This window comes from Streptomyces sp. NPDC006711, from assembly GCF_042869775.1.
In the GTDB taxonomy this organism is placed as follows: Bacteria; Actinomycetota; Actinomycetes; order Streptomycetales; family Streptomycetaceae; genus Streptomyces.
This window is the reverse complement of sequence record NZ_JBIAGO010000015.1, coordinates 147,422-174,133: the sequence shown is the minus strand read 5'-3', so window position 1 is coordinate 174,133 and position 26,712 is coordinate 147,422. Positions and strand designations below refer to the sequence as shown.

Sequence of the window (26,712 nt, the reverse complement as noted above, 5' to 3'; positions counted from 1 at the left end):
GTCAGTTGGCTCCGATCGTCTCGGTGACGGCGCGCGTCAGCCAGTCCTTGGTGTGGGAGAAGGTGAAGCCCAGCGACTCGGCGCGGGCGTTGTCCATCGCGTACGAGCGGCCGAAGGAGAACGGCGACACCGCCCCGACCTCGACGGGCTGGTAGCGGACGGCGGGGTGGCCGCCACCGAGCGCGCCGGCGACCGCCGCCACGATGTCCTCGGTGCCCAGCGGTCCGTGCGAGGCGGCGTTCACCGGGCCGGTGAAGTCCTGGCGGGTCACCCAGAACAGGAACGCGGCGATCTCCTCGACGTCGATGTACGTCGCCGGACAGTTGGGCACGGCGACCGCGACGGGCTCCCCGGCGCGGATCCGGTCGGCGTAATGCGGCAGGCGTCCGGTGAAGTCGTCGGCCCCGCCCAGGACATGGGCCACCCGCACCGCGACATGAGGGAACGGGGGGCCGGCGGCGAACACCGCCTCCGCCTGCCGCTTGCCCTCGCCGTAGTACTCGGCGACGAACTCCCGCTCGTGCCAGGGCAGTTCCCCGGTGACCACCACCGTCGACGCGTCGAGCGCGCTCTCGGACACCGGCTCCGCGCAGTCCTCGTACTCGTACACCTCGACCGTGGAGGTCATGACGTACCGCGCGGTGCGGCCGGTGAACACCCGCCGGGCGATCGCGGCCTGGCGGGGGGTGTAGCAGACCTGGTCGACCACGACGTCGAAGACGCGCTCGCCCACGGCGGCGGCCAGCGAGGCCTCGTCGTCGCGGTCGGCGATCAGCTGCCGCACGCCCGGCGGTGGCGGGGTCGAACCCCGGTTCAGGACCGTGACCCGGTCACCCGCCGCGAGCAGCCGGGCGATGAGCCGCTTGCCGAAGTAGCGGTTCCCCCCGATGACCAGAACCTCACGCGTCTTCTCCATCTCCATCCCCTTCCCACCAGCTTCCCACCTGCGGTTTTCCCGATACCAGTGTTACGTTGACGGCCCATGGACTGAAGGGGGAAACATGGGAGATCTCGCGGCGGTACCGAAACAACCACGGCATTCGCGCGCCATCGCCAACGATTCGTCAGCGGGCTTCGACGCGGTGGACCGGCAGTTGCTCGAAGTCGTCCAGCGGGAGGGCCGGATCAAGCTCAGCGAGCTCGGCCGGCGGGTGCGGCTGAGCCCGGCCGCGGTCACCGAGCGGCTGCGCCGCCTGGAGGCGGGCGGCGCGATCACCGGGTACGGGGCGCGGGTCGATCCGGCCCGGCTCGGCTACGGCATCCAGGCGTTCATCCGGGTCAGTCCGCACGGCGGCTACAGCCTGAAGCACCCCAGGACCCTGGAGCTGATGGAGCGCCCGGAGATCATCGAGGTGCACCACGTGGTGGGGGAGGACTGCTGGATCCTCAAGGTGGCCGTCGCCGACACGGTCCATCTGGAGGAGGTCCTGGAGCAGACGTCGGCGCTGGGGCGTACGACGACGTCGATCGTGCTGTCGTCGCCGGTCGGCGGCCGCGAGGGGAAGCCGCTGCTGCCGCCGGTGGCGGGCTGACGCTCGGCGCGGGGGCGGGCCGAGGCGGTGCGGGCCGGGGTGAGGCGGGCCGGTGCGGTGCGGGGCGCCGGCACCCGGGACTGCCCTCGTGCTTGCCTTGCCGTCGGCGTCAAGGATTACCGTCCTTGTCATGCGCATCGGCGAGCTCGCGGCGCGGGCAGGGACGACCACCCGCACGCTTCGGTACTACGAGTCGCGCGGCCTGCTGGCCGCGCGGCGGACCGACAACGGCTACCGCACGTACGACGAGAACGACCTGCGGCTGCTCCAGCAGATCAAGACGCTTCAGGACTTCGGGTTCGACCTGGAGGAGACGCGGCCCTTCGTGGAGTGCCTGCGGGCCGGCCACCCGGCCGGGGACACCTGCCCCGCCTCGCTCGCCGTGTACCGCCGCAAGCTGAGCGACCTCGACGCGCTGATCGGTGAACTCACCGCCGTACGCGCCCAGGTGGGCGAGGAGCTGGCGCGGGCCGAGGTGATGGCGGCGGCGCAGGTCCCCGGCGGCCCGGACCCGCTCTGCGAACTGAGCCCGCCGCACACGCGGCAGCACGCGGAACCGCACACGCGTCAGCACGCGCAACCGCACACCGAACGTCACGCGCAACCGCACACCGAACGTCACGCGGAACCACCCGCCGAACGGCACAGCCAACGGCACGCGCCACAGCACGCGGGGCCGGCGACAGGGGAGACAAGACAGTGATCAAGGCAGCACACGTGGACGAGGTCACCGACGAGACCTTTCACGCCGAGGTGATGGAGGCCGAGCTTCCGGTCCTGGTCGAATTCACGGCGGACTGGTGCCCGCCGTGCCGGCAGATCGCGCCCGTTCTGAGCGCCCTCGCCGTGGAGGAGGCGGACCGGATGAAGATCGTCCAGCTGGACGTGGACTCCAACCCGGTGACGACCGCGCGGTATGGCGTCCTGTCGATGCCCACCCTGATGGTCTTCCGCGCGGGCGAGCCCGTGAAGGCGATGGTGGGCGCACGGCCCAAGCGGCGACTGCTCCAGGAGCTGGCAGACGTGATCTGAGCCCGCCCAGGGCGCGCGGGGCGCGACACCGCGCGCCGCGCCCCGCGCACACAAAGCCCTAGCCCTAGCCACAGCCACAGTCATAGCCATAAAGAAAATGCCCCGGATGAATTGGCATCCGGGGCATTCTCCTGCGTATATTGGATGTTTCGCGTCCGGGTGCAACCGAGACACGAACAAGACTTATGAATGCACTGTATCGCGTCAGGAGTGGAATTGTCAACCGAGGAATTCCGGAAGGAACAGCAATTCATCACCGGTCTCTACGCCCGCCTCGACGACCTGCGGACCCAGGCGGAGGGCGCGGTGCGTTCGGCGTTGTCGCAGGCCGGCACGGGTCTCCAGGCCCGGCTGGAACGAGACGTGCTGGTCGCCGAGCAGTCCGGGCTGCTCGGCGCGCTCAACGCGGGCGAGAACGGGCTGTGCTTCGGGAGGCTTGATTTCCGGGACGGCGCGACGCACCACATCGGCCGTATCGGAATCCGCGACGACGACGGAGAACGCACGCCTCTGGTGCTCGACTGGCGGGCCGAGCAGGCCCGTCCCTTCTATCTCGCGACCGGGCATTTCCCGATGGGATTGCGCCGCCGCAGGCACATCAGCACCGAGGGGCGCACCGTCACGGGGCTCCATGACGAACTCCTCGACCTGACGGACACCGAGCGCACCGGACACGAGGGCGCCGACGCCGACGAGGTGCTGCTCGCCGCGCTCGACGCCGCCCGCACCGGCCGGATGCACGACATCGTGCGGACCATCCAGGCCGAACAGGACCGCATCATCCGCGCCCCGCACCGCGGCGTGCTCGTCGTCGAGGGCGGCCCCGGCACCGGGAAGACCGTCGTCGCGCTTCACCGGGCGGCGTATCTCCTCTACGAGCACCGGGAGTCGCTGGCCCGGCGGGCGGTGCTCGTCGTCGGCCCCAACCCGGCGTTCCTCGGCTACATCGGCGACGTGCTGCCCTCGCTCGGCGAGACGGGCGTCCTCCTGTCGACCATGGGCGAGCTGTTCCCCGGCGTACGTGCCACCGGCACCGACACCCCTGGGGCGGCCGAGATCAAGGGCCGCGCCGCGATGGCCGAGGTCCTTGCGGCGGCCGTACGCGACCGCCAGACCGTGCCCGGGACGGCCATGGAGATCCCGCACGAGGGCTATGGCACGCTCACGCTCGACCGGGCGATGGCCGAGGACGCCCGGTGGAAGGCGCGCGGGAGCGGACTCCCGCACAACCTGGCCCGGCCGCACTTCGCCTTCCACATCATCGACGCGCTCACCGCCCAGCTCGTCGAACGCATCGGCGCCGACCCCTTCGGCGGGCCGAACCTCCTCGGCCCCGACGACGCGGCGCAGATGGGCAAGGAGATCGCGACGAGTTACGAGGTGCACGCGGCGATCGCGGAGCTCTGGCCGCAGCTGACGCCCGAGGAGTTCGTGACGGACTTCCTCGCGGAGCCGACCCATCTCCCTTCCTCCGAGGCCGAGTTGATCCGGCGCGAGGGCGGCGCGTGGACGCCGGGTGATGTGCCGCTCCTGGATGAGGCGGCCGAACTCCTCGGCGAGGACGACAGCGCGGCCCGCGCGGCCGCCGAGGCCGAACGCCAGGAGCGGATCGCCTACGCGCAGGGCGTGCTCGACCTCTCCGAGGGCTCGGAGTCCTACGAGTTCGAGGACGAGGAGTCCGAAGTGCTGGCCGCGCACAACATCATCGACGCCGAGCGGATGGCGGAGCGGCACGAGGAGGCCGACCACCGGAGCGCGGCCGAGCGGGCGGCGGCGGACCGGGAGTGGGCGTTCGGGCACATCATCGTGGACGAGGCGCAGGAGCTCTCGGCGATGGCGTGGCGCCTGCTCATGCGACGCTGCCCGACGCGTTCGATGACGCTGGTCGGAGACCCGGCGCAGACCGCGGACCCGGCGGGCGTCGGGTCCTGGGAGCGGATCCTTGAACCGTACGTCGCCGCCGGGCACTGGGAGCACGTCCGGCTGGGCGTCAACTACCGCACGCCGGCGGAGATCATGGAGGTGGCGGCGGAGGTGTGCCGGGCGGCCGACCCGTCCTTCGTGCCGCCGCGCTCGGTGCGGTCCACGGGGGTGCGGCCGTGGGCGCGACACGTCGAGCCCGGCGAACTGGCCTCGGCGGTGGCGCGGGCGGTGGCCGACGAACGGGGCACGGGGCGCCTCGCGGTGATCGCCCCGGCCCGCCTGCACGCGACGCTCCGGCCCGCACTGCCCGACGCGGCACACGGAACCACGCCGGACCTCACATCCGAGGTCGTCCTGCTCGACCCCCGCCAGGCGAAGGGGCTCGAATTCGACGTGGTGCTGGTGGTGGAGCCGGGGGAGTACGGCGTGAGCGACCTGTACGTCGCGCTGACGCGGGCGACGCGGCGGCTGGGCGTGCTGCACACGGGAGCCCTGCCACCAGCCCTGTCCGGCCTGGCGCCGCGGGTTTCCTCCACCCCGTCCCTTCCCGAAACCCGCCGGGGGTGAATGGCCTGCGGGGCGTGGGTGGTTGAGCGTGCCGTTCCCATGCCCCTGGCAGGGCGGCTGCCGGCCCGCCTGGCCCGTCACCCCGCCGGCGCCGGGCCCGTGCTCTCTCGTGGGAGCAACCTCGGCAAGGGGTCCTGGAGTTGGCGGGGTGGGGTGCCGTCCAGGAGGGACAGGAGTTGCGTTGCCGCGCGGTGTCCGAATTCGTCTGCCTCGCGGACCAGCGCGGTCAGTTGGGGGTGCAGCGTGTGGCAGATGACGGAGTCCTCCCATGACACCACCGATACGTCCCGGGGGATCAGCAGCCCCCGCTCCGCCGCGACGCTGACCGCCGCCACCGCCATCACCTCGTTGTCGCAGATGAGGGCGGTGGGCGGGGTGGCGGCCGAGAATAGGCGGCGGGCCGCCTTCGCGCCCTGGCGGTCGGTGAAGTCCGTGGTCACGGAGACCGCGTGGTCGAGGCCGAGGCGCCGCGCCGCCGCCCGCAGCGAGGCGATCCTGCGAGCCGTGTGGGCGAAGCCGGGCGTCCCCGCGATGTGCCCGATGCGGCGGTGCCCGAGCGCGTACAAATGACGCACGATCAGGTCCATCGCGCCGGAGTCGTCCGCCCAGATGTTGGAGATCCTTGCCCGGCGCGGGAGTTGGGGCGCGTCGGGGCTCCCTGGCGCCTCCATGCCGCCGATGACCACGGCCGGCAGGCCGAGGACCGCCAGGGTCTCGGGGCGCGGGTCCGAGACGCGGGGGTCGACCACGATGACCCCGTCGACCCGTCCCTCCGCCCACCAGCGCCGGTACAGCTCGCACTCGGCCCGGACGTCGTCGACCATCTGGAACACCAGCGCCTGGTCGCGCGGCGCGAGGCTCGCCTGGATGCCCGAGACGAGCTGGAGGAAGAACGACTCCCCGCCCAGGCTGTCCGCCGGGCGGGCGAGCACGAGCCCGATCGCCCCCGCGTTCTCGCCGGACAGAGCCCGCGCCGCGGAGCTCGGACGCCAGCCGAGCCGGTCGGCGACCCGTATGACCCGGCGCCGGGTCGCGTCGGAGACACCGGGCCGGTTGTTGAGGGCGAAGGAGACCGCGCTCGTGGAGACGCCCGCCTCCCTGGCCACGTCTTTCATGGTCGGGCGGCGGGGCGGCGGCGCATCGGTTTCGATCTCGCTCATGGCGTGATGGTAACGCGGTTTAGTGGAAGGTCACTAAACCGCCTTAGTTGGCAGACAACATTCAGGTCTTTAGTCCTTTTTAGCGGCGCTGACCTGCGAGTTTAGTGAATTCGGTCGCGTATCCGGTATTGACGTCCATTTCAAGCGCGCTGCATGGTGTGCCGCAACGTCATCGGGACGAGGCGAAGGAGTCAGCCACTCATGTCCATTCATCGCAGTGTCGCGATCCGGACGGCCGTCGGTCTCGGCGCGGCCCTCTCGCTCACCCTGCTCACGGCGTGCGGTGGCGGCGGTGACGGCAAGGGTTCGGCCACCGACGGGAAGGTCGAGGGCGAGATCAAGTTCCAGACCTGGAACCTCCGCGCCAAATTCAAGGACTACTTCGAAGGCCTGATCAAGGACTTCGAGAAGGCCAACCCGGGCACCACGGTGAAGTGGGTGGACCAGCCCGCCGACAACTACGCCGACAAGCTGAGCGCGGACGCCACCGCCGGGACGCTGCCCGATGTCGTGAACCTCTCCCCGGACCTCGCCTATCCGCTGGCCAAGGCGGGCACCCTGCTCAACCTGGACAAGGACAAGGCCGCCGCCAAGTTCAAGCCCGAGTACCTGGACGGCGCCTGGCACGGCTTCGACATGCCGGGGCTCGACGGCTCGTACGCGCTGCCCTGGTATCTGAACACCGGCCCGCTCTTCTACAACAAGACCATGTTCAAGGACGCCGGTCTCGACCCCGAGAAGGCGCCGAAGACGTTCGACGAACTCTTCGCCGACGCCGCCCAGTTGGCGAAGAAGGGCAAGGCCACGCTGGCCCAGCCGCCGACCGTGGAGGACTTCGGGCGCTACGGCGTCGACATCATGAGCAAGGACGGGACGAAGTTCACCTTCAACGACGCCAAGGGCGTCGAGTTCCTGACCAAGTATCAGACGATGTTCAAGGAAGGCGGCCTGCACAAGCAGGCGCTCACGCTCACCGCGGAGACGGCCGGGCAGAAGTTCCTACAGCAGGAAGTGGCCATGAACCCGGGCAGCGCCCACGACCTCGACACCTTCAAGAAGAACGCCCCCTCGCTCTACGGCAGCCTCGGCATCACCGACGTGCCGACCAACACCGGCAAGCAGAACATGTACTTGCAGGGTCTGTCGGTCAACTCCCAGAGCAAGCACGCCGCGGCCGCGCTCGCCTTCGCGCACTTCGTCACCGACCAGAAGAACCAGGAGGACTTCGGGCACAAGGTCGCCGTCTTCCCCAGCACCAAGGGTTCGCTGGACAAGGAGTACTGGACCACCGCCGACGGCAGCGAGGAGGGCAAGATCCGGGTCGCATCGGCCAAGATGCTGCCGACCGCCGTCAACTACACGCCGGTGCTGTTCAGCGACGAGATGAAGACGATCCTGCGCAACGAGACAGCCAAGTGCCTCCAGGGCAAGGAGTCGCCCAAGGAGGCCCTGGACAGCGCGGCGAGCCAGATGACCAAGCTGATCCAGCAGAAGTGACGATGAGTACGTCGACTTCGGCCGTCGCGGCCAAGAACGACGCGGGGCGGCCAGAGGTGGCCGGCCCCGCGCGGCGCCCGGGGCGGCGTCGCCCCGCCGGGCGCACCCACCGCGCCCTCAGCCCCTGGCTGTTCCTGGCGCCCGGGCTCCTGGTCACCCTCGCCTTCAACCTCTACCCCTTCCTCGCCACGGTGTGGAAGTCGTTCACCGACGCCCGCACCCTGACCCCCGGCACCTTCGTCGGGTTCGACAACTTCACCGCGCTGCTCCACGACGACCAGTTCTGGGTGGCCCTGCGCAACAGCGCGCTGTACGTGGTCCTGGTCGTGCCCTGTCTCGTACTGCTGCCGCTGCTGCTCGCGCTCCTGGTCCAGCGGCACATCCCCGGCATCGCGTTCTTCCGGTCCGCCTACTACACGCCGGTCGTGGCGTCGGTGGTCGTCGTCGCCCTGATGTGGGTGTGGATGCTGGACGACCGGGGGTTCATCAACGGCGTACTGCGCGCGCTGGGCGTGGACCCGGTGCCGTTCCTGTCCAACCAGTGGCTGCTGCTGCTCAGTTCGATGGCCCTGACCGTGTGGAAGGGCCTCGGCTACTACATGATCATTTACCTGGCCGCGCTCGCGAACGTACCCCGGGAGCTCCACGAGGCCGCCGAGGTCGACGGCGCGGGGCCGCTGCGGCGCTTCGTGTCCGTCACGATGCCCTCGGTGCGCTCCACGATGGTCCTGGTCGGCGCGCTCTCGGCGGTCTCCGCGTTCAGGGTCTTCAGCGAGGTCTTCATGATCGCGGGGCCGACCGGCGGGCCCGGCGGCGCCGACACCACGCTCGTCATGCTCATCCAGCGGGCCGGCACCGGGCTCCAGGGCCGCACCGGCTACGCCTCCGCCCTGTCGATCGTGCTGTTCCTGCTGACCCTGGTCCTGATGCTGCTCGTGCTGCGGGCCGACCGGAAGGACAAGGACTGATGGCCGCCGTCGCCCAGCGCCCCACCGGGCCCCGCCGCGTCCGCGCCCGCCGCTGGCGGGTGGCCCTGCGCTACCTGGCTCTCGTCGTCGTGCTGCTCGTCATGACCGGCCCGTTCCTGTGGCAGCTGTCCACCTCGCTCAAGGGCGCCACCGAGGACATCTACACCTCACCGCCCCGGCTGCTGCCCCAGCACCCCACGGTCGACAGCTACCGTCACGTCGCCGAGATCATCCCGGTCTGGGACTTCGTCTGGAACTCCGTGAAGGTCGCGCTCAGCAACGTGGCGACCAACGTCGTCGGCGCCGCGATGGCCGGCTACGCGCTCGCCCGGCTCCGCTTCAAGGGCCGCGCCGCCGCCAAGACCGTGTTCGTCCTGGCCCTCCTGGTGCCGATGGAGGCCACGATGCTGGCCCAGTTCGCCACCATGCGCTCGCTCGACCTCAACAACACCCTGGTCGCCGTGGTGCTGCCGGGCTGTATCGGCGCGATGAACGTGCTCCTGATGCGCAACGCCTTCAGCGCCATCCCGTACGAGATCGAAGAGGCGGCCATCGTGGACGGCGCCAACGTATGGCAGCGCTTCACCCGCATCGCGCTGCCCGCCGTCAAGGGCACGCTCGCGGTCGTCGCGATCTTCTCCTTCATGGGCGCCTGGGACGACTTCCTGTGGCCCCTGATCGTGCTCTCCGACTCCGAACACTTCACGCTCACCGTCGGCCTGAACTACCTGCACGGCACGTTCTCCGACAACCAGCGCGTCGTCGCGGCGGGCACCATCATCGCCGTCGCCCCGCTGATCGTGATGTTCGCCTGCCTCCAGCGGCTCTTCTTCCGCGGTGTCGGCGAGGGCGCGGTCAAGGGCTGACCACCGCGCCGCTCCCGCCCGCCAACTCACCCTTCCCAGAACGACCTTGGAGTCCATCCATGGCAGCCCCGCGCTTCGGCGTCAACTACACGCCCAGCCAAGGCTGGTTCCACCACTGGCTCGACTACGACCCGGACGCCGTGCGCGCCGACCTCGACGCGATAGCCGCGCTCGGCCTCGACCACATACGGGTCTTCCCGCTCTGGCCCTACTTCCAGCCCAACCGCACCCTGATCAGGCCCCGCGCGATCGACCACCTGCTCGACCTCGTGGACGCCGCCGCCGAGCGCGGCCTCGACGTCAACGTGGACGGGCTCCAGGGGCACCTGTCGAGCTTCGACTTCCTGCCCGCCTGGACCCGCACCTGGCACCGCCGCAACCTGTTCACCGACCCCGAGGTGGTCGAGGGGCAGGCCGCCTATCTGCGCACCCTGGCCGCCGCGCTCGCGGGCCGGCCCAACTTCATCGGCATGACGGTCGGCAACGAGATCAACCAGTTCTCGGCCGGGCCCCACCCCGACCCCGACCGCGCCGGCCCCGACGAGGTGGACGCGTGGCTCGCGCGGATGCTGGCGGCCTGCGAGGAGGGCGCGCCGGGCCGGCTCCATCTGCACGCGGAGTACGACGCGTGCTGGTACCAGGACGACATGCCGTTCACCCCGGCCCAGGCGGCCCGGCGCGGCGCGGTGACCGCCGTGCACTCCTGGGTCTTCAACGGCACCGCGCAGCGCCACGGACGCCTCTCGGTGCCGGTCGAGCACCACGCCGCCTACCTGGTGGAGCTGTCCAAGGCCTGGGCGCTGGACGCGCACCGTCCGGTCTGGCTCCAGGAGGTCGGCGCGCCTGCGCCCCTGGTGCCGCCCGCGCACGCGGCCGCCTTCACCGAGGCGACCGTCGAGAACACCCTGGACTGCCCCGGCCTGTGGGGCATCACCTGGTGGAGCTCGCACGACGTCTCGCGCGACCTCGCCGACTTCCCCGAACTCGAATACGGTCTTGGCCTGTTGACCAACGACGGGCAGCCCAAGGACACCGCGCGGGTGTTCGCCGGGACCGCCAGGGCGCTGCGGGAGGGCGCCCGCGCCTACGCCCCGGCCCCCCGGTCCACCGCCCTCGTGGTGCCCGACGCCCCCGCATCCCGCTCCTCGTGCGCGCCCGGCGGCGCCGTCTTCGAGGCGTTCTTCCGGCTCACCGCCGACGGCGCCCGCCCCACCACCGTCCTCGCGAGCCGCGCCGAGGACCGGGCCCACCTGGCCGCGCGCGGCATCACCGACGTCCTCACCCCCGACCAGGTCCGGTAACGCTCCCGCCAGGAGGCACCCCGTGCACCACCACCCCACCAGACGCGCCGTGGTCATCGCCGGCGCGGCCGCCGCCCTCACCCCGGCCCTGCCCGCGCACGCCACCCCCAGGGACGCCACCGCGCCGGGCTCCCCAACTGCCGCCAAACCCCTGCCCGTTCAGCCGTACGCCTCCTACTGGTACCCGGACTCGCTGCCCCCGGGGAGCCCGGGCGAGGGCATCACCTGGCGCAGTCTGTCGTCCTGGCGGGCGGCGGACGACGCCGACCTGGCGTTCAACGCGGCGTCGGTCCCGCTGGCGCGGCGCTTCACACCCACCCCGGTGAACACCACCGCCCGCGCGGGGCAAGCCCGCGTCCAGTCGCTGGTCTCCTTCGGGCCCACCGCCTCCAACCCGTCGCAGGGCTCACCCACCGCCGACTACTACGCCCTCACCCACTGGGCCTACCTGGACGAGCTGGTCTTCTGGGGCGGCTCGTCCGGCGAGGGCCTGATCCTCGCGCCGAACGCGCCGGTCGTGGACGCCGCCCACCGGCACGGCGTGCCCGTGCTCGGCACCGTCTTCCTGCCGCCGGCCGCCTACGGCGGTCAGCTCCAGTGGACCCGCGACCTCGTGCGCAAGGACGCCGCCGGGCACCACCCGCTGGCCGAACGGCTCGTCGCGGTCGCCGCCGCGTACGGCTTCGACGGGTGGTTCATCAACGCCGAGACCGACGGCGGCAACACGGCGCTCGCCCTGGACGCGCGCGGTTTCGTGGCCGAGCTGAAGAAGCTCGGCGCCGCCAAGGGGCAGCGCGTCACCTGGTACGACGCGATGACCGCGAACGGCTCGGTGAGCTGGCAGGGCGCGCTCAATGAGCGCAACGAGACGTTCTTCCGGGCCGCCGACACCATGTTCCTCGACTTCCGCTGGACGGCCGCCACGCTTGCGGCGTCCGGTGCCGAGGCGGAGCGACTGGGCCGCGACCGCTACGAGTTGTGGGCCGGCGTGGACGTGGAGTCCCGCGGTTACGACTCGTCCGTGGACTGGGCCGCCATCGCGCCGGCCGGGAAGCCGCACACGGCCTCGATCGGCTTCTACCGGCCCGAGTGGACCCGCGGCCACCTGCCCGACGGCCATACCCCGGGCGACTTCCACGCGGCGGACGACCGCTTCTGGACCGGCGCCTCACTCGACCCCTCACGTCCCGCGACAAGCGAGTGGCGGGCGCCCGCCACCCTCGTCGCCGACCGCTCCACCGTCACCGCGCTGCCCTTCGCCACCACCTTCAACACCGGCCACGGTGTGCGCTGGTACGAGGGCGGCAAGGTGACGTCCACTACCGCGTGGAACCACCTGGGCCTCCAGGACCGCCTCCCCTCCCGGCGCTGGGTCACCCGCACCAGCGGCCACCACCCCGCCGTCACCTTCGACTTCGAGGACGCCTGGCGAGGCGGCAGCAGCGTCCTTGTCGCGGGGGAGCCGGGCGCCCCGGTCACACTCGACCTCTACACCACACGGCTCGCGCTCTCGCGGCGTACCGTCGTCGAACTCACCCACCGCGCCCGGGCGGATGTCACCGTCGAGCTGGCCGTCGCGACCGCCGAGCCCGCCCGGCCGGGCGACCCGTACCCCTACCGCCTGCTGCCCGCCGGGACGCTGAAGGCGGGTGACTGGACCACCACGCGCATCTCTCTGGCCGGCCTGTCCGGCACCCTACGCGCGATCGGGGTGCGTCTGACCGCGCCGGGCGCGCTCGACTACCGCATCGGCGCGCTCGCGGTCCGCGATCAAGCTCAAGTACCGTGCGAACCAGCCAAGTTGAGGGTCCGTGCGGGCTCCGACGGGCTGCGCTTCACCTGGCGCCCCGCGTCCGGTCACGTACGCCACTACGAGCTGCACCGGGTGCTGCCCGACGGCTCCCGGCGCTTCGCCGGCGGCACCTGCCAGAGCGCCTACTTCGTGCCGGGCGTGCTACCCGAACCGGGCGAGAAGTCGGCATGCTTCGAAGTGCGGGCGGTGGGCGAGCTCTACACCGTCTCCGCTCCCGCCACAGCCGTCCACCCCTGGTAGTTCCACCCCGGCAGTCCCACCCCCTGTGAAACGGAGCACCCCCATGCATGACGACCGCGGCTTGGTCGAAGCCCGTCTCAAGCGCGTTCTGGACGAGCGCGTCCGTCCCGCCGTGTATCCGGAGTCGGTGCCGCTGGACGTCGCCGTGTGGGTGGCGCCGGGTGTTGGGGCCTCCCCTGCTCGAGCGGAGTCGAGAGCTCGGGGAACGGTGCCGGTGGAGGAAGGGCTCGCGGCGAAGGGCGTGTCGATCGCGGTCGGTGACCCGTGGGGCGCGCCGTGGGGGACCAGCTGGTTCCGGGTGAGCGGGCGGGTGCCGAAGGAGTGGGCCGGGCGCCACGTCGAGGCCGTCCTCGACCTGGGCTTCGACGAGAACATGCCGGGCTTCCAGTGCGAGGGCCTGGTGTACCGGCCCGACGGCACCCCGGTGAAGGGCCTCAACCCGCGCAACCAGTGGGTGCGTATCGGCGCCCCCGCCGAGGGCGGCGAAGAGGTGTGCCTGCACATCGAGGCCGCCTCCAACCCGGTCCTGCTCGACTACCACCCCTTCGTGCCCACCCGGCTCGGCGACATCGAGACCGCGCACCACGACCCGCTCTACCGGCTGGCCCGGATGGACCTCGCGGTCTTCGACGAGACGGTGTGGGCGCTGGTCATCGACCTGGAGGTGCTGGGCGAGCTCATGCACGAGCTGCCCGTCGGATCGGGGCGGCGCTGGGACATCCTGCGCGCCGTCGACCGCGCCCTGGACGCACTCGACCTCCAGGACGTCAACAGCACGGCCGCCGCCGCCCGCGACCGGCTCACCGAGGTCCTGGCAAGCCCCGCCGAGCCCTCGGCCCACCGCGTCAGCGCCGTCGGTCACGCCCACATCGACTCGGCGTGGCTGTGGCCGCTGCGCGAGACCGTACGCAAGGTGGCGCGCACCACCTCCAACATGACGGCGCTCCTGGAGGACGAGCCCGAGTTCGTCTTCGCGATGTCGCAGGCCCAGCAGTGGGCGTGGATCAAGGACCACCGGCCCGAGGTGTGGGCCAAGGTCGTCAAGGCGGTCGCCGACGGCCGGTTCGTGCCGGCCGGCGGCATGTGGGTGGAGGCCGACACCAACATGCCGGGCTCGGAGGCGATGGCCCGCCAGTTCGTGCACGGCAAGCGCTTCTTCATCGACGAGTTCGGCGTGGAGAACGAGGAGGCGTGGCTGCCCGACACCTTCGGCTTCGCCGCAGGTCTGCCGCAGATCATCAAGGCGGCCGGCTCGAAGTGGCTGCTCACCCAGAAGATCTCCTGGTCCCAGACGAACACGTTCCCGCACCACACCTTCCTGTGGGAGGGCATCGACGGCACCCGGATCTTCACCCACTTCCCGCCCGTGGACACCTACAACTGCGCGATGAAGGGCAGCGAGATCGCGCACGCGGCCAGGAACTTCAAGGACAAGGGTGTCGCCCGGCACTCGCTCGCGCCGACCGGCTGGGGCGACGGGGGCGGCGGCACCACGCGCGAGATGATCGCGAAGGCGGCGCGCCTGCGCAACCTTGAGGGCAGCGCCCGGGTGGCCTGGGAGACCCCGGCCGACTTCTTCACGAAGGCCGAGGCGGAGTACGCCAACCCTCCGGTGTGGGTGGGCGAGCTGTATCTGGAGCTGCACCGGGCCACCCTGACCAGCCAGGCCAAGACCAAGCAGGGCAACCGCAGGAGCGAGAACCTGCTGCGGGAGGCCGAGCTGTGGTCGGCGACCGCCGCCGTGCGGGAGCCCGAATTCACTTACCCCTACGAGGAGTTGGACCGGATCTGGAAGACGGTCCTGCTGCACCAGTTCCACGACATCCTGCCCGGCTCCTCCATCGCCTGGGTGCACCGCGAGGCCGAGCAGACGTACGCGGCGCTCGCCGGCGAACTGACCGCCCTCATCGAGCGGGCCCAGCGCGCACTGGCCGGCGAGGGCACCCAGGCCCTGGTCTTCAACGCCACCCCCCACCGGCGGCACGGCGTGGCGGCGGGCGGCGCGGCGGTCCGGGCGAGGGGCGAGAAGCCGGCGCTCTCCCCGCGCCCCGGCGGCGGGTTCGTCCTGGCCAACGAGCGGCTGCGGGTGGAGATCGACGGGCGTGGCCTGGTCGTCTCGGCGTACGACCTGGCCGCAGGACGCGAGACGATTCCGCCGGACCGCCCCGCGAACCTGCTCCAGATCCACCCCGACTTCCCCAACATGTGGGACGCGTGGGACGTCGACGCGTTCTACCGCAACACCGTGACGGACCTCGTCGAGGCGGACGAGGTGGTGGTGGGCGAGGGCGCGTCGGTGCGGGTGACGCGCTCCTTCGGGTCCTCGAAGGTCACCCAGACCCTGACCCTGGAGCCGGATTCCGCGCGCCTGGACATCGTGACCGAGGTGGACTGGCACGAGACGGAGAAGTTCCTGAAACTGGCCTTCCCGCTGGACGTGCACGCCGAGCGGTACGCCTCGGAGACCCAGTTCGGCCACTTCCACCGGGCCACGCACACCAACACGAGCTGGGAGTCGGCCAAGTTCGAGGCCTGCAACCACCGTTTCGTGCACCTGGAGGAGCCCGGCTGGGGCGTCGCCCTGGTCACCGACTCGACCTACGGCCACGACGTGACGCGTACGGTACGGCCCGACGCGGGCACGACCACCACCCTGCGCGTCTCGCTCCTGCGGGCCCCCCGCTTCCCCGACCCCGAGACCGACCAGGGCCCGCACCGCTTCCGGCACGCCCTGGTGCCGGGCGCGACGATCGGTGACGCCGTGCGCGAGGGGTACGGGGTGAACCTGCCCGAGCGGACCGTGCCCGGGGCCGGCCCGGTCGCGCCGCTGGTCACCGTCGACAACGACGCGGTGGTGGTGACGGCGGTCAAGCTCGCGGACGACGGGAGCGGCGACGTGGTGGTCCGCTTCCACGAGGCACACGGCGGCCGGGCCCGGGCGGCGCTGACACCCGGCTTCGCCGCCGCGAGCGTCACGGTCACGGACCTCCTGGAACGCCCCCTGTCCCAGGGCGAGTTGAAGGACGGCGCCGTCGAGGTCGAGCTGAGGCCGTTCGAGCTGCGCACGCTGCGGCTGCGGCGGGCCTAGGGGGTGTCCACCGCGCCCCGGCCCGCCCGAAAAGGGCCGGCCGGGCGCGCGGTGTCAGCCGGTCTCACGCCGGCCGGAACCACACCGTGGCGAGCGGTGGCAGGGTCAGGCCGAGGGAGACCGGGCGGCCGTGGGACGGCGTCGGCTCGGGCTTCAGCGGCCCCGGGTTGCCGACGCCGCCCCCGCCGTAGCGGGCCTCGTCGGTGTTCAGCAGCTCCTGCCAGGCGGAGACCGTGTCCGGCACACCCAGGCGGTACTCCGCCCGGACCACGGGCGAGAAGTTGGACACCGACAGCAGCGGCGAGCCCGCCGCGTCGTGGCGCAGGAAGGCGAAGACGTTGTCCTCCGCCGCGTCGCCCGCGATCCAGGAGAAGCCCGCAGGGTCGGTGTCGCGCTCCCACAGCGCGGGCAGGTCCGCGTACACCCGGTTCAGGTCGCGCACCAGATCCCGTACGCCGCGGTGGTCGGGCTCGGCGCCGTAGGACGGGTCGAGCAGCCACCAGTCGGGGCCGTGCTCCTCGGACCACTCCGCCCCCTGCGCGAACTCCTGCCCCATGAACAGGAGTTGCTTGCCGGGGTGGGCCCACATGAAGCCCAGGTAGGCGCGGTGGGTGGCGCGCTGCTGCCACCAGTCGCCCGGCATCTTCGACACCAGGGCCCGCTTGCCGTGGACCACCTCGTCGTGCGAGATCGGCAGCACGTAGTTCTCGCTGTACGCGTACACCATGGAGAAGGTCATCTCGCTGTGGTGGTACTTGCGGTGCACCGGCTCGTGCTGGACGTAGCCGAGCGAATCGTGCATCCAGCCCATGTTCCACTTCAGGCCGAAGCCGAGACCGCCGTGGTCGGTGGGCCGGGTCACGCCGTCCCACGCGGTGGACTCCTCCGCGATGGTCACGACGCCGGGGCAGCGCCGGTAGACCGTCGCGTTCATCTCCTGGAGGAAGGCCACCGCGTCCAGGTTCTCGCGGCCGCCGTGCTCATTGGGGCTCCACTCGCCGTCCTCGCGCGAGTAGTCCAGATACAGCATCGAGGCGACCGCGTCCACGCGCAGGCCGTCGACGTGGAACTCCTCGCACCAGTACGTCGCGTTCGCCACCAGGAAGTTGCGCACCTCCTTGCGGCCGTAGTCGAATTCGAGGGTGCCCCAGTCGGGGTGCTCGGCGCGGGTGGGATCCTGGTGTTCGTACAGGGTGCGCCCGTCGAATTCCGCGAGCGCCCAGTCGTCCTTGGGGAAGTGCGCCGGCACCCAGTCCACGATCACACCGATGCCCGCCTCGTGCAGCGCGTCGACCAGGTGGCGGAAGTCGTCGGGGGTGCCCATGCGGGAGGTGGGCGCGTAGAAACCGGTGACCTGATAGCCCCAGGAGCCGCCGAAGGGGTGCTCGGACACCGGCAGGAACTCCACGTGCGTGAAGCCCAAGTCCTTGACATAGGCAGGGAGTTGGTCGGCCAGCTGACGGTAGGTCAGGCGGGGGCGCCAGGACGCGAGGTGGACCTCGTAGACCGAGAAGGGCGCCTCGTGCACCGGGCGCGCGCCGTGGCGCGCCATCCACGCCTCGTCGCGCCAGACGTGGTGGGACTCGGTGACGATGGAGGCGTTGGCCGGCGGCACCTCGGTGCGCCGGGCCATCGGGTCGGAGCGCAGGGTGTGGCTGCCGTCGGGGCGCATGATGTCGAACTTGTAGAGTGCGCCGTCGCCGACGCCGGGCAGGAACAGCTCCCACACACCGGTCGAGCCCAGCGAGCGCATGGGGTGCGCGGCGCCGTCCCAGTAGGTGAAGTCGCCGGTGACCCTGACCCCCTGGGCGTTGGGCGCCCACACCGTGAAGCGGGTGCCGCTCACGCCCTGGTGCGTCATCGGGCGGGCCCCCAGCGCCTTCCACAGCTCCTCGTGGCGGCCCTCGCCGATCAGATGCAGATCGAGGTCGCCGAGCGAGGGCAGGAAGCGGTAGGGGTCGTGGACCTCGATCTCGTTGTCGTCATAGGTGACGAGCAGCGTGTAGTCCGGGACCGTGCGCAGCGGCAGCACCCCGGAGAACAGGCCGTCCCCGTCGTCGTGCAGCTCGGCCCGCAGCCCCTTGCCGAGCACGGTCACCGCCTGCGCGTAGGGGCGCAGGGCGCGGATCGCCACACCGCCGCGCACCAGGTGCGCGCCGAGCAGGGAGTGCGGATCGTGGTGGCCGCCCGAGAGCAGACGCCCCCGGTCCGCCGAGGTGAGGGCGGGAGCGGGCCGTACGCCGCGACTCGCGGCCCGGCGCGGCGCGGGGGGCGCCTTGGCCGGCTTGGCCGCCGTGGCCGCGGGGGCCCCGGCGCGCGGGGCGGGTTCGGAGGAGTTGCGGGCGGAGCGGGGGGTCACGGGGACTGCCTCCTCGAGGGCGTCGTGCGCGGGTGGGTTCAGGCGCCGGCCAGGCGGTCGATCGCCGCCATCGGCACGGGCAGCCAGTCGGGACGGTGCCGGGCCTCGTAGAGCACTTCGTAGACCGCCTTGTCGGTCTCGTACGCGCGCAGCAGCTCGGGCGATTCGCGGGGGTCGCGGCCCGAGCGCGCCGCGTAGCCCGCGCAGTACGCGGCCCGGCACTCCCCGGCCCAGGCGGGGTTGACCGGACGGGCGGAACAGGACGCGTAGTCGAAGGAGCGCAGCATGCCGGCGACATCGCGCACCGGCGGCTGCGGACGGCGGCGCTCGGCGAGCGGGCGGCTCGGTTCCCCCTCGAAGTCGATCACCGACCAGGGACCCGTACCGGCCCGCAGGGCCTGGCCCAGATGGAGATCGCCGTGGACGCGCTGCGCCGTGCCGGCCGAATCGAGCCCGGCGACCGCGTCGAAGGCGGCCCGCAGCCCCGGCACGTAGGGCGCGAGCGCGGGCACCGCCTGGGCGGTGGCGTCAAGGCGCTCGGTCATCGCGGCCGCGATCAGCGCGGTCTGGGGGCGGCCGAGCGAGACGGTGGGGAAGGCGTCGGCGAGGGCGAGGTGCACATCGGCGGTGGCCCGACCCAGTTCGTACGCCTCGTCGGTGAAGGCGCGCTTGTCGGCGAGCGAGGCGAGCGCGAGCGTCCAGCCGTCGTCGGCGCCGCGCAGATACGGCTGGAGCACGCCGAGCGTGGTCTCCTGGGGCTCGGCGGTCCTGAACCAGGCGGCCGGCGCGGGCACCCGGTCGCAGCCCTGCCGGGCCAGCGCCCAGGGCAGCTCCAGGTCAGGGTTGACGCCCGGCTGCACCCGCCGGAACACCTTGAGAATGAACGTATCTCCGTACACCAGCGAGGAGTTGGACTGCTCCACGCCGAGCAGCCGCGGCACGAGGCCCGGCGGCACCGTCACCTTCGGGTCGCGCTCGAAGCACAGCGGGCCCACGGCGCCGGGGTTGCGCAGCCGCTCCAGGAGCAGCCCGGCGGACTGGGGGTCCTGGAGCGCGTCGTACACCGTGCGTCCGGCGAGCGGGCCCTGGCTCGCGCGGCCGATCAGGGCGGGCGCGAGGCGGGGCGGCAGCTGGTCGCGGACGCCGATGAGGAGCTGGTAGCAGTCGGCGGGCGGCGCGGCGCCGTCGTGGGGTGGCGGGGGCGCGGAGTGTTCGGTGCGCAGGAGCAGATGGAGGAAGCCCGGCAACAGCTCCGTCGCGGTGAGCAGCGCGAAGTCGGCGACGGGGCGCCCCTTGCCGGCGAACCAGCGCTGCCGGGGCAGCCATTCGTGCAGCAGCGGGGCGAGCGAGGTCAACAGCCTGGTGAGGGGGAGGCCGGTGGTACGGGGCGGTGCGGCCTTCGGCATGGCGGCGCGTCCTTTCCCCGGGCACACAATCAAGTTGCGCAGAGTGTCCCGGATTGCAACAGAAGCTGTCCGGCGGCGCGCGGGGGTCGGGGTTCAGAGTGCCCCGGGCGGAGCGCTGGAAACCGCTCCGCCCGGGCTCCGGTCAGACGGTGACGGGAGGGGTGGGGTCCTTCCGCAGCCGGAACCAGTAGAAACCGTGCCCCGCCAGGGTGAGCAGATACGGCAGTTCGCCGATGGCGGGGAAGCGCACCCCGCCGATCAGCTCCACCGGGTGCATCCCGCTGAACGCCCGCAGGTCCAGCTCGGTGGGCTGGGGGAAGCGCGAGAAGTTGTGCACGCACAGGACGAGGTCGTCGCCGTGTTCGCGCAGGAAGGCCAGGACGGCCGGGTTGGAGGAGGCGAGCTCGGTGTAGGAGCCGAGTCCGAAGGCGTGGTTCTGCTTGCGGATCTCGATCATTCGCCGGGTCCAGTGGAGCAGCGAGGACGGCGAGGCCATGGACGCCTCGACGTTGGTCACCTGGTAGCCGTAGACGGGGTCCATGATCGTGGGCAGGAAGAGCCGGCCCGGGTCGCAGGAGGAGAACCCGGCGTTGCGGTCGGGGGTCCACTGCATCGGGGTGCGCACCGCGTCACGGTCGCCGAGCCAGATGTTGTCGCCCATCCCGATCTCGTCGCCGTAGTACAGGATCGGCGAGCCGGGCAGCGAGAGCAGCAGCGCGGTGAACAGCTCGATCTGGTTGCGGTCGTTGTCCAGGAGCGAGGCGAGGCGGCGCCGGATGCCGATGTTGGCCCGCATCCGGGGGTCCTTGGCGTACTCGGCGTACATGTAGTCGCGCTCTTCGTCCGTGACCATTTCGAGGGTGAGCTCGTCGTGGTTGCGCAGGAAGATGCCCCACTGGGCGTTCTTCGGGATGGCCGGGGTCTTGGCGAGGATTTCCGAGACGGGGTAGCGGGACTCGCGGCGCACCGCCATGAAGATGCGCGGCATGACCGGGAAGTGGAACGCCATGTGGCACTCGTCGCCGCCCTTGGCGTAGTCGCCGAAGTAGTCGACGACGTCCTCCGGCCACTGGTTGGCCTCGGCGAGCAGCACGGTGTCCGGGTAGCTCGCGTCGATCTCGGCCCGCACCCGCTTGAGGAATTCATGCGTTGCCGGAAGGTTTTCGCAGTTGGTTCCCTCCTCCTGGTACAGGTAGGGCACCGCGTCGAGCCGGAAGCCGTCGATGCCGAGGTCGAGCCAGAAGCGCAGCGCGGAGACGATCTCCTCCTGCACGGCCGGGTTCTCGTAGTTGAGGTCGGGCTGGTGGGAGAAGAAGCGGTGCCAGTAGTACTGCTTGCGGACCGGGTCGAAGGTCCAGTTGGACGTCTCGGTGTCCACGAAGATGATCCGGGCGTCCTGGTACTGCTTGTCGTCGTCGGCCCAGACGTAGTAGTCGCCGTAGGGGCCCTCCGGGTCCCGGCGCGACTCCTGGAACCACTCGTGCTGGTCGCTGGTGTGGTTCATCACGAAGTCGATGATCACGCGCATGCCGCGCTGGTGGGCGGCGTCCACGAACTCCACGAAGTCGGCGAGGTCGCCGAACTCGGGCAGCACCGCGGTGTAGTCCGAGACGTCGTAACCGCCGTCGCGCAGAGGGGATTTGAAGAACGGCGGGAGCCAGAGACAGTCGACACCCAGCCATTGCAGGTAGTCCAGCTTGGCGGTGATGCCCTTGAGATCCCCGACGCCGTCGCCGTTGCTGTCCTGGAAGGACCGCACCAGCACCTCGTAGAACACCGCGCGCTTGAACCACTCGGGGTCGCGGTCCTTGGCCGGGGTGTCCTCGAAGGTGTCGTGGACGGGCTCATTGACGATCATGGTGTGGGTGACCCTCCGATCGGCGGGGACGGTCGCAGGACCAGGATGTGCGCGGGCGCTCGGCCCGGTTCCAGGCGCACGTAGTTGGCCCTGCCCCAGTGGTAGGTCTCTCCGGTGAGCTCGTCGCGCACCGGGAAGGACTCGTCCCGGGCGAGGCCGAGCGCCGGCATGTCCAACGAGACCGTGGCCTCCTGGGTGTGGTGGGGGTCGAGGTTGGCGACCACCACAACGGTGTTCGATCCCGAGCGTTTGCTGTACGCGATCAACGCGTCGTTGTCGGTGTCGTGGAAGTGGACCGAGCGCAGCTGGCGCAGCGCCGGATGGCGGCGCCGGACGCGGTTGAGCGTGGTGATCAGCGGGGCGATGGAGCGGCCCTCGCGCTCGGCCGCCTCCCAGTCGCGGGGGCGCAGCTGGTACTTCTCGGAGTGCAGGTACTCCTCGCTGCCCGGCCTGACCGGGGTGTTCTCGCACAGCTCGTATCCGGCGTAGACACCCCAGGAGGGGGAGAGCGTCGCGGCGAGCACGGCGCGCACCTCGAAGGCGGGGCGGCCGCCCTCCTGGAGGTAGCCGTGCAGGATGTCCGGGGTGTTCACGAAAAAATTGGGCCGCATGTAGGGCGCGGTCTCGGTGGCCAGCTCGGTGACGTAGTCGGTGAGCTCGTGCTTGGTGGTACGCCAGGTGAAGTAGGTGTAGGACTGCTGAAAACCGATGGTGCCCAGGGTGCGCATCATCGCGGGCCGGGTGAACGCCTCGGCCAGGAAGATCACGTCCGGGTCGGCGCCGTTGATCTCGGCGATGACCCGCTCCCAGAAGGCGACCGGCTTGGTGTGCGGATTGTCGACGCGGAAGATCCGTACGCCGTGCCCCATCCAGAACCGCAGCAGCCGCACGGTCTCCTCGATCAGGCCCGGCATGTCCCGGTCGAAGGCGATGGGGTAGATGTCCTGGTACTTCTTCGGCGGGTTCTCGGCGTACGCGATCGTCCCGTCCGCCCGGTGGTGGAACCACTCGGGGTGCTTGTCGACCCAGGGGTGGTCGGGGGAGCACTGGAGGGCGAAGTCGAGGGCCACCTCCAGGCGCAGGTCGCGGGCGGCGGCCACGAAGTCGTCGAAGTCGTCCAGGGTTCCCAGATCGGGGTGGACGGCGTCGTGTCCGCCCTCGGCGGAGCCGATCGCCCAGGGCACGCCCACGTCCCAAGGCCCGGCCTCCAGGCTGTTGTTGGGGCCTTTGCGGTAGGTGGTGCCGATGGGGTGGATGGGTGGCAGGTAGACAACGTCGAAACCCATGGCGGCGACGGCGGGCAGACGCGCGGCGGCCGTGCGGAAGGTGCCGGAGACCGGCGGCCTGCCCTCGGCCAGGACGGCGCCCTCCGAGCGCGGGAACAGCTCGTACCACGACCCGTACAGGGCCCGCTGGCGCTCCACCAGCAACGGCATCGGCGCCGACGCGGTCACCAGATCGCGCAGCGGATACGCCGCGAGGGCAGCGTCCGCCTCGGGCGACGCGGCGGCGGCGAGGCGGTCACCGGGGGAGCGGGAGGTGTCGCGCAGGGCGTCCGCCACCGCGAGGACCGCCTCGCGCCGCCCCTTGGCCTTGGGCACCCCGGCCGCCGCCCGCTCGTACAGCGCCGCGCCCTCGGTCAGGACGAGCTCGGTCTCCAGCCCGGCCGGGATCTTGATGTGGGCGTGGTGGCGCCAGGTCGTGAGCGGATCGCCCCACGCCTCGACCGTGTACGTCCAGCGGCCCTCGGAGGTCGGGGTGACCTCGGCGCCCCAGCGGTCGGTGCCGGGAGCCAGTTCGCGCATCGGGGTGAAGGGGCGCCGGCGGCCCCCGGGGTCACGCAGGACGACATTGGCGGCCACGGCGTCATGGCCTTCGCGAAAGACGGTGGCGGTCACCTGGAACGTCTCCCCGACCACCGCCTTCGCCGGCCTGGTGCCGCACTCGACGGCGGGGCGCACGTCGAGAACGGGGATGCGTCCGATGGACGGGTTCGGGTTCACGGGTTCACCTGCGGATGATTGGTATGGTTTGCCGCGTTTGCGGGAGTCTGTCCTTTTTAGCTGCTCCCTTGGCGACTGACCGGCTGCGGGCATGGCCGCTCCTGTCCGCGTTCACTCGAATGGCGTGCGGGAAACACTGCGGGAAGGTGTTACCGAGTGAGCCTTCCACGGTGTACGGGTGGGCATTCCGGCAGGTTGTTAACTACCTGCGCGTAACGGTTGAGACAAGGAATCCGCCCGTCCTTGGGCCGACAACGGCGCAAACTTTGCCTCCCCCAAGGTGAGGTGACGCCGTATCAGGGAAAGGCGCGACGCGGGGGCGCCCGGACATTCCGACCGCGCCCGACCGCGGGGCACAGTCGTGGCAGGGGGCGCACCGGCACTACCTTCGGGAGTGAAGGAGGGGCGCACATCGCGGTGTGGCCGCCCCGCTCTGTACGTCCCCTGCGAAGGTGGAAGCGTGAAGGCAATCCGTCGATTCACCGTACGCCCCGTCCTGCCCGACGCCCTTCGTCCGCTCAGCGACCTCGCGCGCAACCTGCGCTGGTCCTGGCACCCGGAGACCCGAGACCTCTTCCAGTCCCTGGACCCCGACGGCTGGCGGGCGGCGGGCGAGGACCCCGTCCGGCTGCTCGGCGCCGTCAGCGCCGCCCGGCTCGACTCGCTCGCCCAGGACCGCCGCTTCCTGCGCCGCCTCACCGCGGCCGCCGACGACCTCGACGACTATCTGCACGGCCACCGCTGGTACCAGGACCACGGCGGTGAACTCCCGTCCGCCATCGCCTACTTCTCGCCCGAGTTCGGTGTCACCGCCGCCCTTCCGCAGTACTCCGGCGGCCTCGGCATCCTCGCCGGCGACCATCTGAAATCCGCCAGCGACCTCGGCGTACCCCTCATCGGGGTCGGCCTGCTCTACCGGCACGGCTACTTCCGCCAGTCGCTCTCGCGCGAGGGCTGGCAGCAGGAGCACTACCCCCTGCTCGACCCCAACGAGCTGCCGGTCCAGCTGCTGCGCGAGCCGGACGGCGCCCCCGCCAAGGTCGCGCTCGCGCTGCCCGGGGGCCGGGCCCTGCACGCCGCCATCTGGCAGGCACGGGTCGGCAGGGTGCCGCTGCTCATGCTCGACTCGGACGTCGAGGACAACGGCCCCGGCGAACGCGACGTCACCGACCGCCTCTACGGCGGCGGCAGCGAACACCGCCTGCTCCAGGAGATGCTGCTCGGCATCGGCGGGGTGCGCGCGGTGCGGACGTACTGCCGCCTCACCGGCCACCCCGCGCCCGAGGTGTTCCACACCAACGAGGGCCACGCCGGATTCCTCGGCCTTGAGCGCATCCGTGAACTCGCGGGCGAGGGGCTCGAATTCGACGCCGCGCTCGAATCGGTGCGGGCCGGCACCGTCTTCACCACCCACACCCCCGTACCGGCCGGCATCGACCGCTTCGACCGCGAGCTGGTCGCCCGCCATCTGGGCGACGACGGCGAATTGCCCGGCGTGGACGTCGAGAAGATCCTGCGGCTCGGCATGGAGACCTACCCCGGCGGCGAGCCGAACCTGTTCAACATGGCCGTGATGGGCCTGCGCCTCGCCCAGCGCGCCAACGGCGTCTCCACCCTGCACGGCGCCGTCAGCCGGGAGATGTTCGCCGGTCTGTGGCCCGGTTTCGACGCCCAGGAGGTGCCGATCACCTCCGTCACCAACGGCGTGCACGCGCCCACCTGGGTGGCGCCCGAGGTCTTCCGGCTCGGCGCCCGCCAGATCGGCGCGGGCCGCACCGAGGACGCGCTGACCGTCGGCGCCTCCGATCGCTGGGACGTGGTGCGCGGCGTCGCGGACGCGGAGATCTGGGAGCTGCGCAGGGAACTGCGCGAGCAGCTGGTCACCGAGACCCGGGAACGTCTGCGCGCCTCCTGGCGCCAGCGCGGCGCCGGTTCGGCCGAACTGGGCTGGATCGACTCGGTGTTGAGTCCCGACGTGCTCACCATCGGCTTCGCCCGCCGGGTGCCCTCCTACAAGCGGCTCACTTTGATGCTGCGCGACCGCGAGCGCCTGATGGAGCTGCTGCTGCACCCGACCCGGCCGGTGCAGATCGTGGTGGCGGGCAAGGCGCACCCCGCCGACGACGGCGGCAAGCGGCTCGTGCAGGAGCTGGTGAAGTTCGCCGACGACCCCCGGGTGCGCCACCGCATCGTGTTCCTGCCGGACTACGGCATGAGGATGGCGCAGAAGCTCTACCCCGGCTGCGACGTGTGGCTCAACAACCCGCTGCGCCCCCTGGAGGCGTGCGGGACGAGCGGGATGAAGGCGGCGCTCAACGGCTGCCTCAACCTGTCGGTCCTGGACGGCTGGTGGGACGAATGGTTCGAGCCGGACTTCGGCTGGGCCATCCCCACCGCGGACGGCGCGGCCACCGACGAGGACCGCCGCGACGAGCTGGAGGCCAACGCCCTGTACGACCTCATCGAGGACCGGGTGGCCCCGCGCTTCTACGACCGGGGTCCCTCCGGGCTTCCCGACCGCTGGATCGAGATGGTCCGCCGGACGCTGACCACGCTGGGGCCCAAGGTGCTCGCGGGGCGGATGGTGCGGGAGTACGTCACCCGCCTGTACGCGCCGGCCGCCGCCGCCCATCGCGCCATGGACGCCGGCACGGCGCGGGAGCTCGCGCAGTGGAAGGCGCGGGTGCGGGGTGCCTGGCCACGGGTGGCCGTCGACCACGTGGAGGCGGTGGCGCCCGACGCGGCGGCCCCGAACGGCACCGCGGAGCTCGGCTCCACGCTGGCGCTCCGGGTGCGGGTCGCCCTGGGCGAGCTCGGCCCCGAGGACGTCGAGGTGCAGGCGGTGGCCGGCCGGGTGGACGCGGCCGACGCCATCGCGGACGCGGCGGCCTTCGCGCTGAAACCGGCGGGCGGCCCCGACCTGGAGGGCCGCTGGATCTACGAGGGTCCGCTCGCCCTGGACCGCACCGGCCCGTTCGGCTACACCGTCCGGATCCTGCCGGCGCACCCGCGGCTCGCGACCCACGCGGAGCTCGGCCTGGTCGCCGGCCCGACGGAGGCCACGGGGGAGGGCGCGGGCGTGCTGATGCGCTGAGTCCG

16 protein-coding genes and 1 pseudogene are annotated in these 26,712 nt (G+C 71.4%); 11 read left to right on the top strand and 6 right to left on the bottom strand.

The window, feature by feature from the left end; genetic code table 11:
- Position 1 precedes the first annotated feature (1 nt).
- On the bottom strand, positions 2 to 916 hold the full coding sequence (locus tag ACFYM2_RS26295) for an NAD-dependent epimerase/dehydratase family protein (protein WP_388839616.1): 915 nt from the start codon (positions 914 to 916) through the stop codon (positions 2 to 4).
- Between the two features lie 85 nt (positions 917 to 1,001).
- Between ACFYM2_RS26295 and ACFYM2_RS26290 the strand changes: the two genes are divergently transcribed.
- From ACFYM2_RS26290 to ACFYM2_RS26275, 4 genes and pseudogenes are all read left to right on the top strand, one after another.
- Complete coding sequence (locus ACFYM2_RS26290) at positions 1,002 to 1,532, top strand: Lrp/AsnC family transcriptional regulator (protein ID WP_358999244.1); 531 nt, start codon at positions 1,002 to 1,004, stop codon at positions 1,530 to 1,532.
- A 130-nt stretch (positions 1,533 to 1,662) separates the two neighbouring features.
- Positions 1,663 to 2,058: pseudogene (locus ACFYM2_RS26285) on the top strand (MerR family transcriptional regulator); the annotation flags it as partial.
- A 173-nt stretch (positions 2,059 to 2,231) separates the two neighbouring features.
- The gene (trxA, locus tag ACFYM2_RS26280; RefSeq protein ID WP_388839613.1) at positions 2,232 to 2,564 is read left to right on the top strand and encodes a thioredoxin; all 333 of its coding nucleotides are present in this window, start codon (positions 2,232 to 2,234) and stop codon (positions 2,562 to 2,564) included.
- A gap of 216 nt (positions 2,565 to 2,780) precedes the next feature.
- Entirely contained in the window at positions 2,781 to 5,054 is a 2,274-nt protein-coding gene (locus ACFYM2_RS26275; protein WP_388839611.1) for a HelD family protein, read from the top strand.
- Positions 5,055 to 5,131: 77 nt separating this feature from the next.
- Here ACFYM2_RS26275 and ACFYM2_RS26270 read toward each other — a convergent pair whose 3' ends face one another.
- A complete protein-coding gene (locus ACFYM2_RS26270) occupies positions 5,132 to 6,205 on the bottom strand; it encodes a LacI family DNA-binding transcriptional regulator (RefSeq protein ID WP_388839662.1) in 1,074 nt (357 codons plus the stop codon).
- A gap of 210 nt (positions 6,206 to 6,415) precedes the next feature.
- On the opposite strand from ACFYM2_RS26270, the gene ACFYM2_RS26265 reads away from it, so the two are divergent.
- Genes ACFYM2_RS26265 through ACFYM2_RS26240 form a run of 6 tightly spaced genes read left to right on the top strand, consistent with a single transcriptional unit; the run spans position 6,416 to position 15,987 of the window.
- Positions 6,416 to 7,711, top strand: coding sequence for an ABC transporter substrate-binding protein (locus tag ACFYM2_RS26265; RefSeq protein WP_388461127.1), 1,296 nt, complete (start codon positions 6,416 to 6,418; stop codon positions 7,709 to 7,711).
- A 2-nt stretch (positions 7,712 to 7,713) separates the two neighbouring features.
- Entirely contained in the window at positions 7,714 to 8,679 is a 966-nt protein-coding gene (locus tag ACFYM2_RS26260) for a sugar ABC transporter permease (protein WP_358999256.1), read from the top strand.
- Positions 8,679 to 9,545: a carbohydrate ABC transporter permease gene (locus ACFYM2_RS26255; RefSeq protein ID WP_388839608.1), complete on the top strand. Its 867-nt coding sequence runs from the start codon at positions 8,679 to 8,681 to the stop codon at positions 9,543 to 9,545. Before ACFYM2_RS26260 ends, ACFYM2_RS26255 begins: the two co-directional genes overlap by 1 nt.
- 59 nt (positions 9,546 to 9,604) lie before the next feature.
- Positions 9,605 to 10,846, top strand: coding sequence for a glycosyl hydrolase (locus tag ACFYM2_RS26250; RefSeq protein WP_358999262.1), 1,242 nt, complete (start codon positions 9,605 to 9,607; stop codon positions 10,844 to 10,846).
- Between the two features lie 22 nt (positions 10,847 to 10,868).
- Positions 10,869 to 12,899 carry an endo-beta-N-acetylglucosaminidase gene (locus ACFYM2_RS26245; protein ID WP_388839606.1) on the top strand — a complete coding sequence of 677 codons (2,031 nt, stop codon included), beginning with the start codon at positions 10,869 to 10,871 and terminating at the stop codon, positions 12,897 to 12,899.
- Positions 12,900 to 12,942: 43 nt separating this feature from the next.
- The gene (locus ACFYM2_RS26240) at positions 12,943 to 15,987 is read left to right on the top strand and encodes an alpha-mannosidase (RefSeq protein ID WP_388839604.1); all 3,045 of its coding nucleotides are present in this window, start codon (positions 12,943 to 12,945) and stop codon (positions 15,985 to 15,987) included.
- A gap of 64 nt (positions 15,988 to 16,051) precedes the next feature.
- Here the strand turns inward: ACFYM2_RS26240 and glgB are convergent, their stop codons facing one another.
- The 4 genes from glgB to ACFYM2_RS26220 form a co-directional block, all read right to left on the bottom strand.
- The gene (gene glgB / locus ACFYM2_RS26235; RefSeq protein ID WP_388839601.1) at positions 16,052 to 18,346 is read right to left on the bottom strand and encodes a 1,4-alpha-glucan branching enzyme; all 2,295 of its coding nucleotides are present in this window, start codon (positions 18,344 to 18,346) and stop codon (positions 16,052 to 16,054) included.
- A 38-nt stretch (positions 18,347 to 18,384) separates the two neighbouring features.
- Positions 18,385 to 19,752, bottom strand: coding sequence for a maltokinase (locus ACFYM2_RS26230; RefSeq protein WP_388839599.1), 1,368 nt, complete (start codon positions 19,750 to 19,752; stop codon positions 18,385 to 18,387).
- Between the two features lie 142 nt (positions 19,753 to 19,894).
- A complete protein-coding gene (treS, locus tag ACFYM2_RS26225; RefSeq protein ID WP_358999277.1) occupies positions 19,895 to 21,610 on the bottom strand; it encodes a maltose alpha-D-glucosyltransferase in 1,716 nt (571 codons plus the stop codon).
- Positions 21,607 to 23,706, bottom strand: a complete 2,100-nt coding sequence (locus ACFYM2_RS26220) for a maltotransferase domain-containing protein (protein ID WP_388839596.1) — start codon at positions 23,704 to 23,706, stop codon at positions 21,607 to 21,609. Before ACFYM2_RS26220 ends, treS begins: the two co-directional genes overlap by 4 nt.
- Before the next feature lie 367 nt (positions 23,707 to 24,073).
- Here ACFYM2_RS26220 and glgP point away from each other — a divergent pair, with 367 nt between their 5' ends.
- The gene (gene glgP, locus ACFYM2_RS26215) at positions 24,074 to 26,707 is read left to right on the top strand and encodes an alpha-glucan family phosphorylase (protein WP_388839594.1); all 2,634 of its coding nucleotides are present in this window, start codon (positions 24,074 to 24,076) and stop codon (positions 26,705 to 26,707) included.
- Positions 26,708 to 26,712: the final 5 nt, after the last annotated feature.

What these genes read in the sequence shown, in the direction of transcription:
- ACFYM2_RS26295 (WP_388839616.1), bottom strand. Translation starts at nt 916, where the DNA reads ATGGAGAAGACGCGTGAGGTTCTGGTCATCGGGGGGAACCGCTACTTC.
- ACFYM2_RS26290 (WP_358999244.1), top strand. Translation starts at nt 1,002, where the DNA reads ATGGGAGATCTCGCGGCGGTACCGAAACAACCACGGCATTCGCGCGCC.
- ACFYM2_RS26265 (WP_388461127.1), top strand. Translation starts at nt 6,416, where the DNA reads ATGTCCATTCATCGCAGTGTCGCGATCCGGACGGCCGTCGGTCTCGGC.
- ACFYM2_RS26260 (WP_358999256.1), top strand. Translation starts at nt 7,714, where the DNA reads ATGAGTACGTCGACTTCGGCCGTCGCGGCCAAGAACGACGCGGGGCGG.
- ACFYM2_RS26255 (WP_388839608.1), top strand. Translation starts at nt 8,679, where the DNA reads ATGGCCGCCGTCGCCCAGCGCCCCACCGGGCCCCGCCGCGTCCGCGCC.
- ACFYM2_RS26250 (WP_358999262.1), top strand. Translation starts at nt 9,605, where the DNA reads ATGGCAGCCCCGCGCTTCGGCGTCAACTACACGCCCAGCCAAGGCTGG.
- ACFYM2_RS26240 (WP_388839604.1), top strand. Translation starts at nt 12,943, where the DNA reads ATGCATGACGACCGCGGCTTGGTCGAAGCCCGTCTCAAGCGCGTTCTG.
- ACFYM2_RS26230 (WP_388839599.1), bottom strand. Translation starts at nt 19,752, where the DNA reads ATGCCGAAGGCCGCACCGCCCCGTACCACCGGCCTCCCCCTCACCAGG.
- treS (WP_358999277.1), bottom strand. Translation starts at nt 21,610, where the DNA reads ATGATCGTCAATGAGCCCGTCCACGACACCTTCGAGGACACCCCGGCC.
- ACFYM2_RS26220 (WP_388839596.1), bottom strand. Translation starts at nt 23,706, where the DNA reads ATGCCCGCAGCCGGTCAGTCGCCAAGGGAGCAGCTAAAAAGGACAGAC.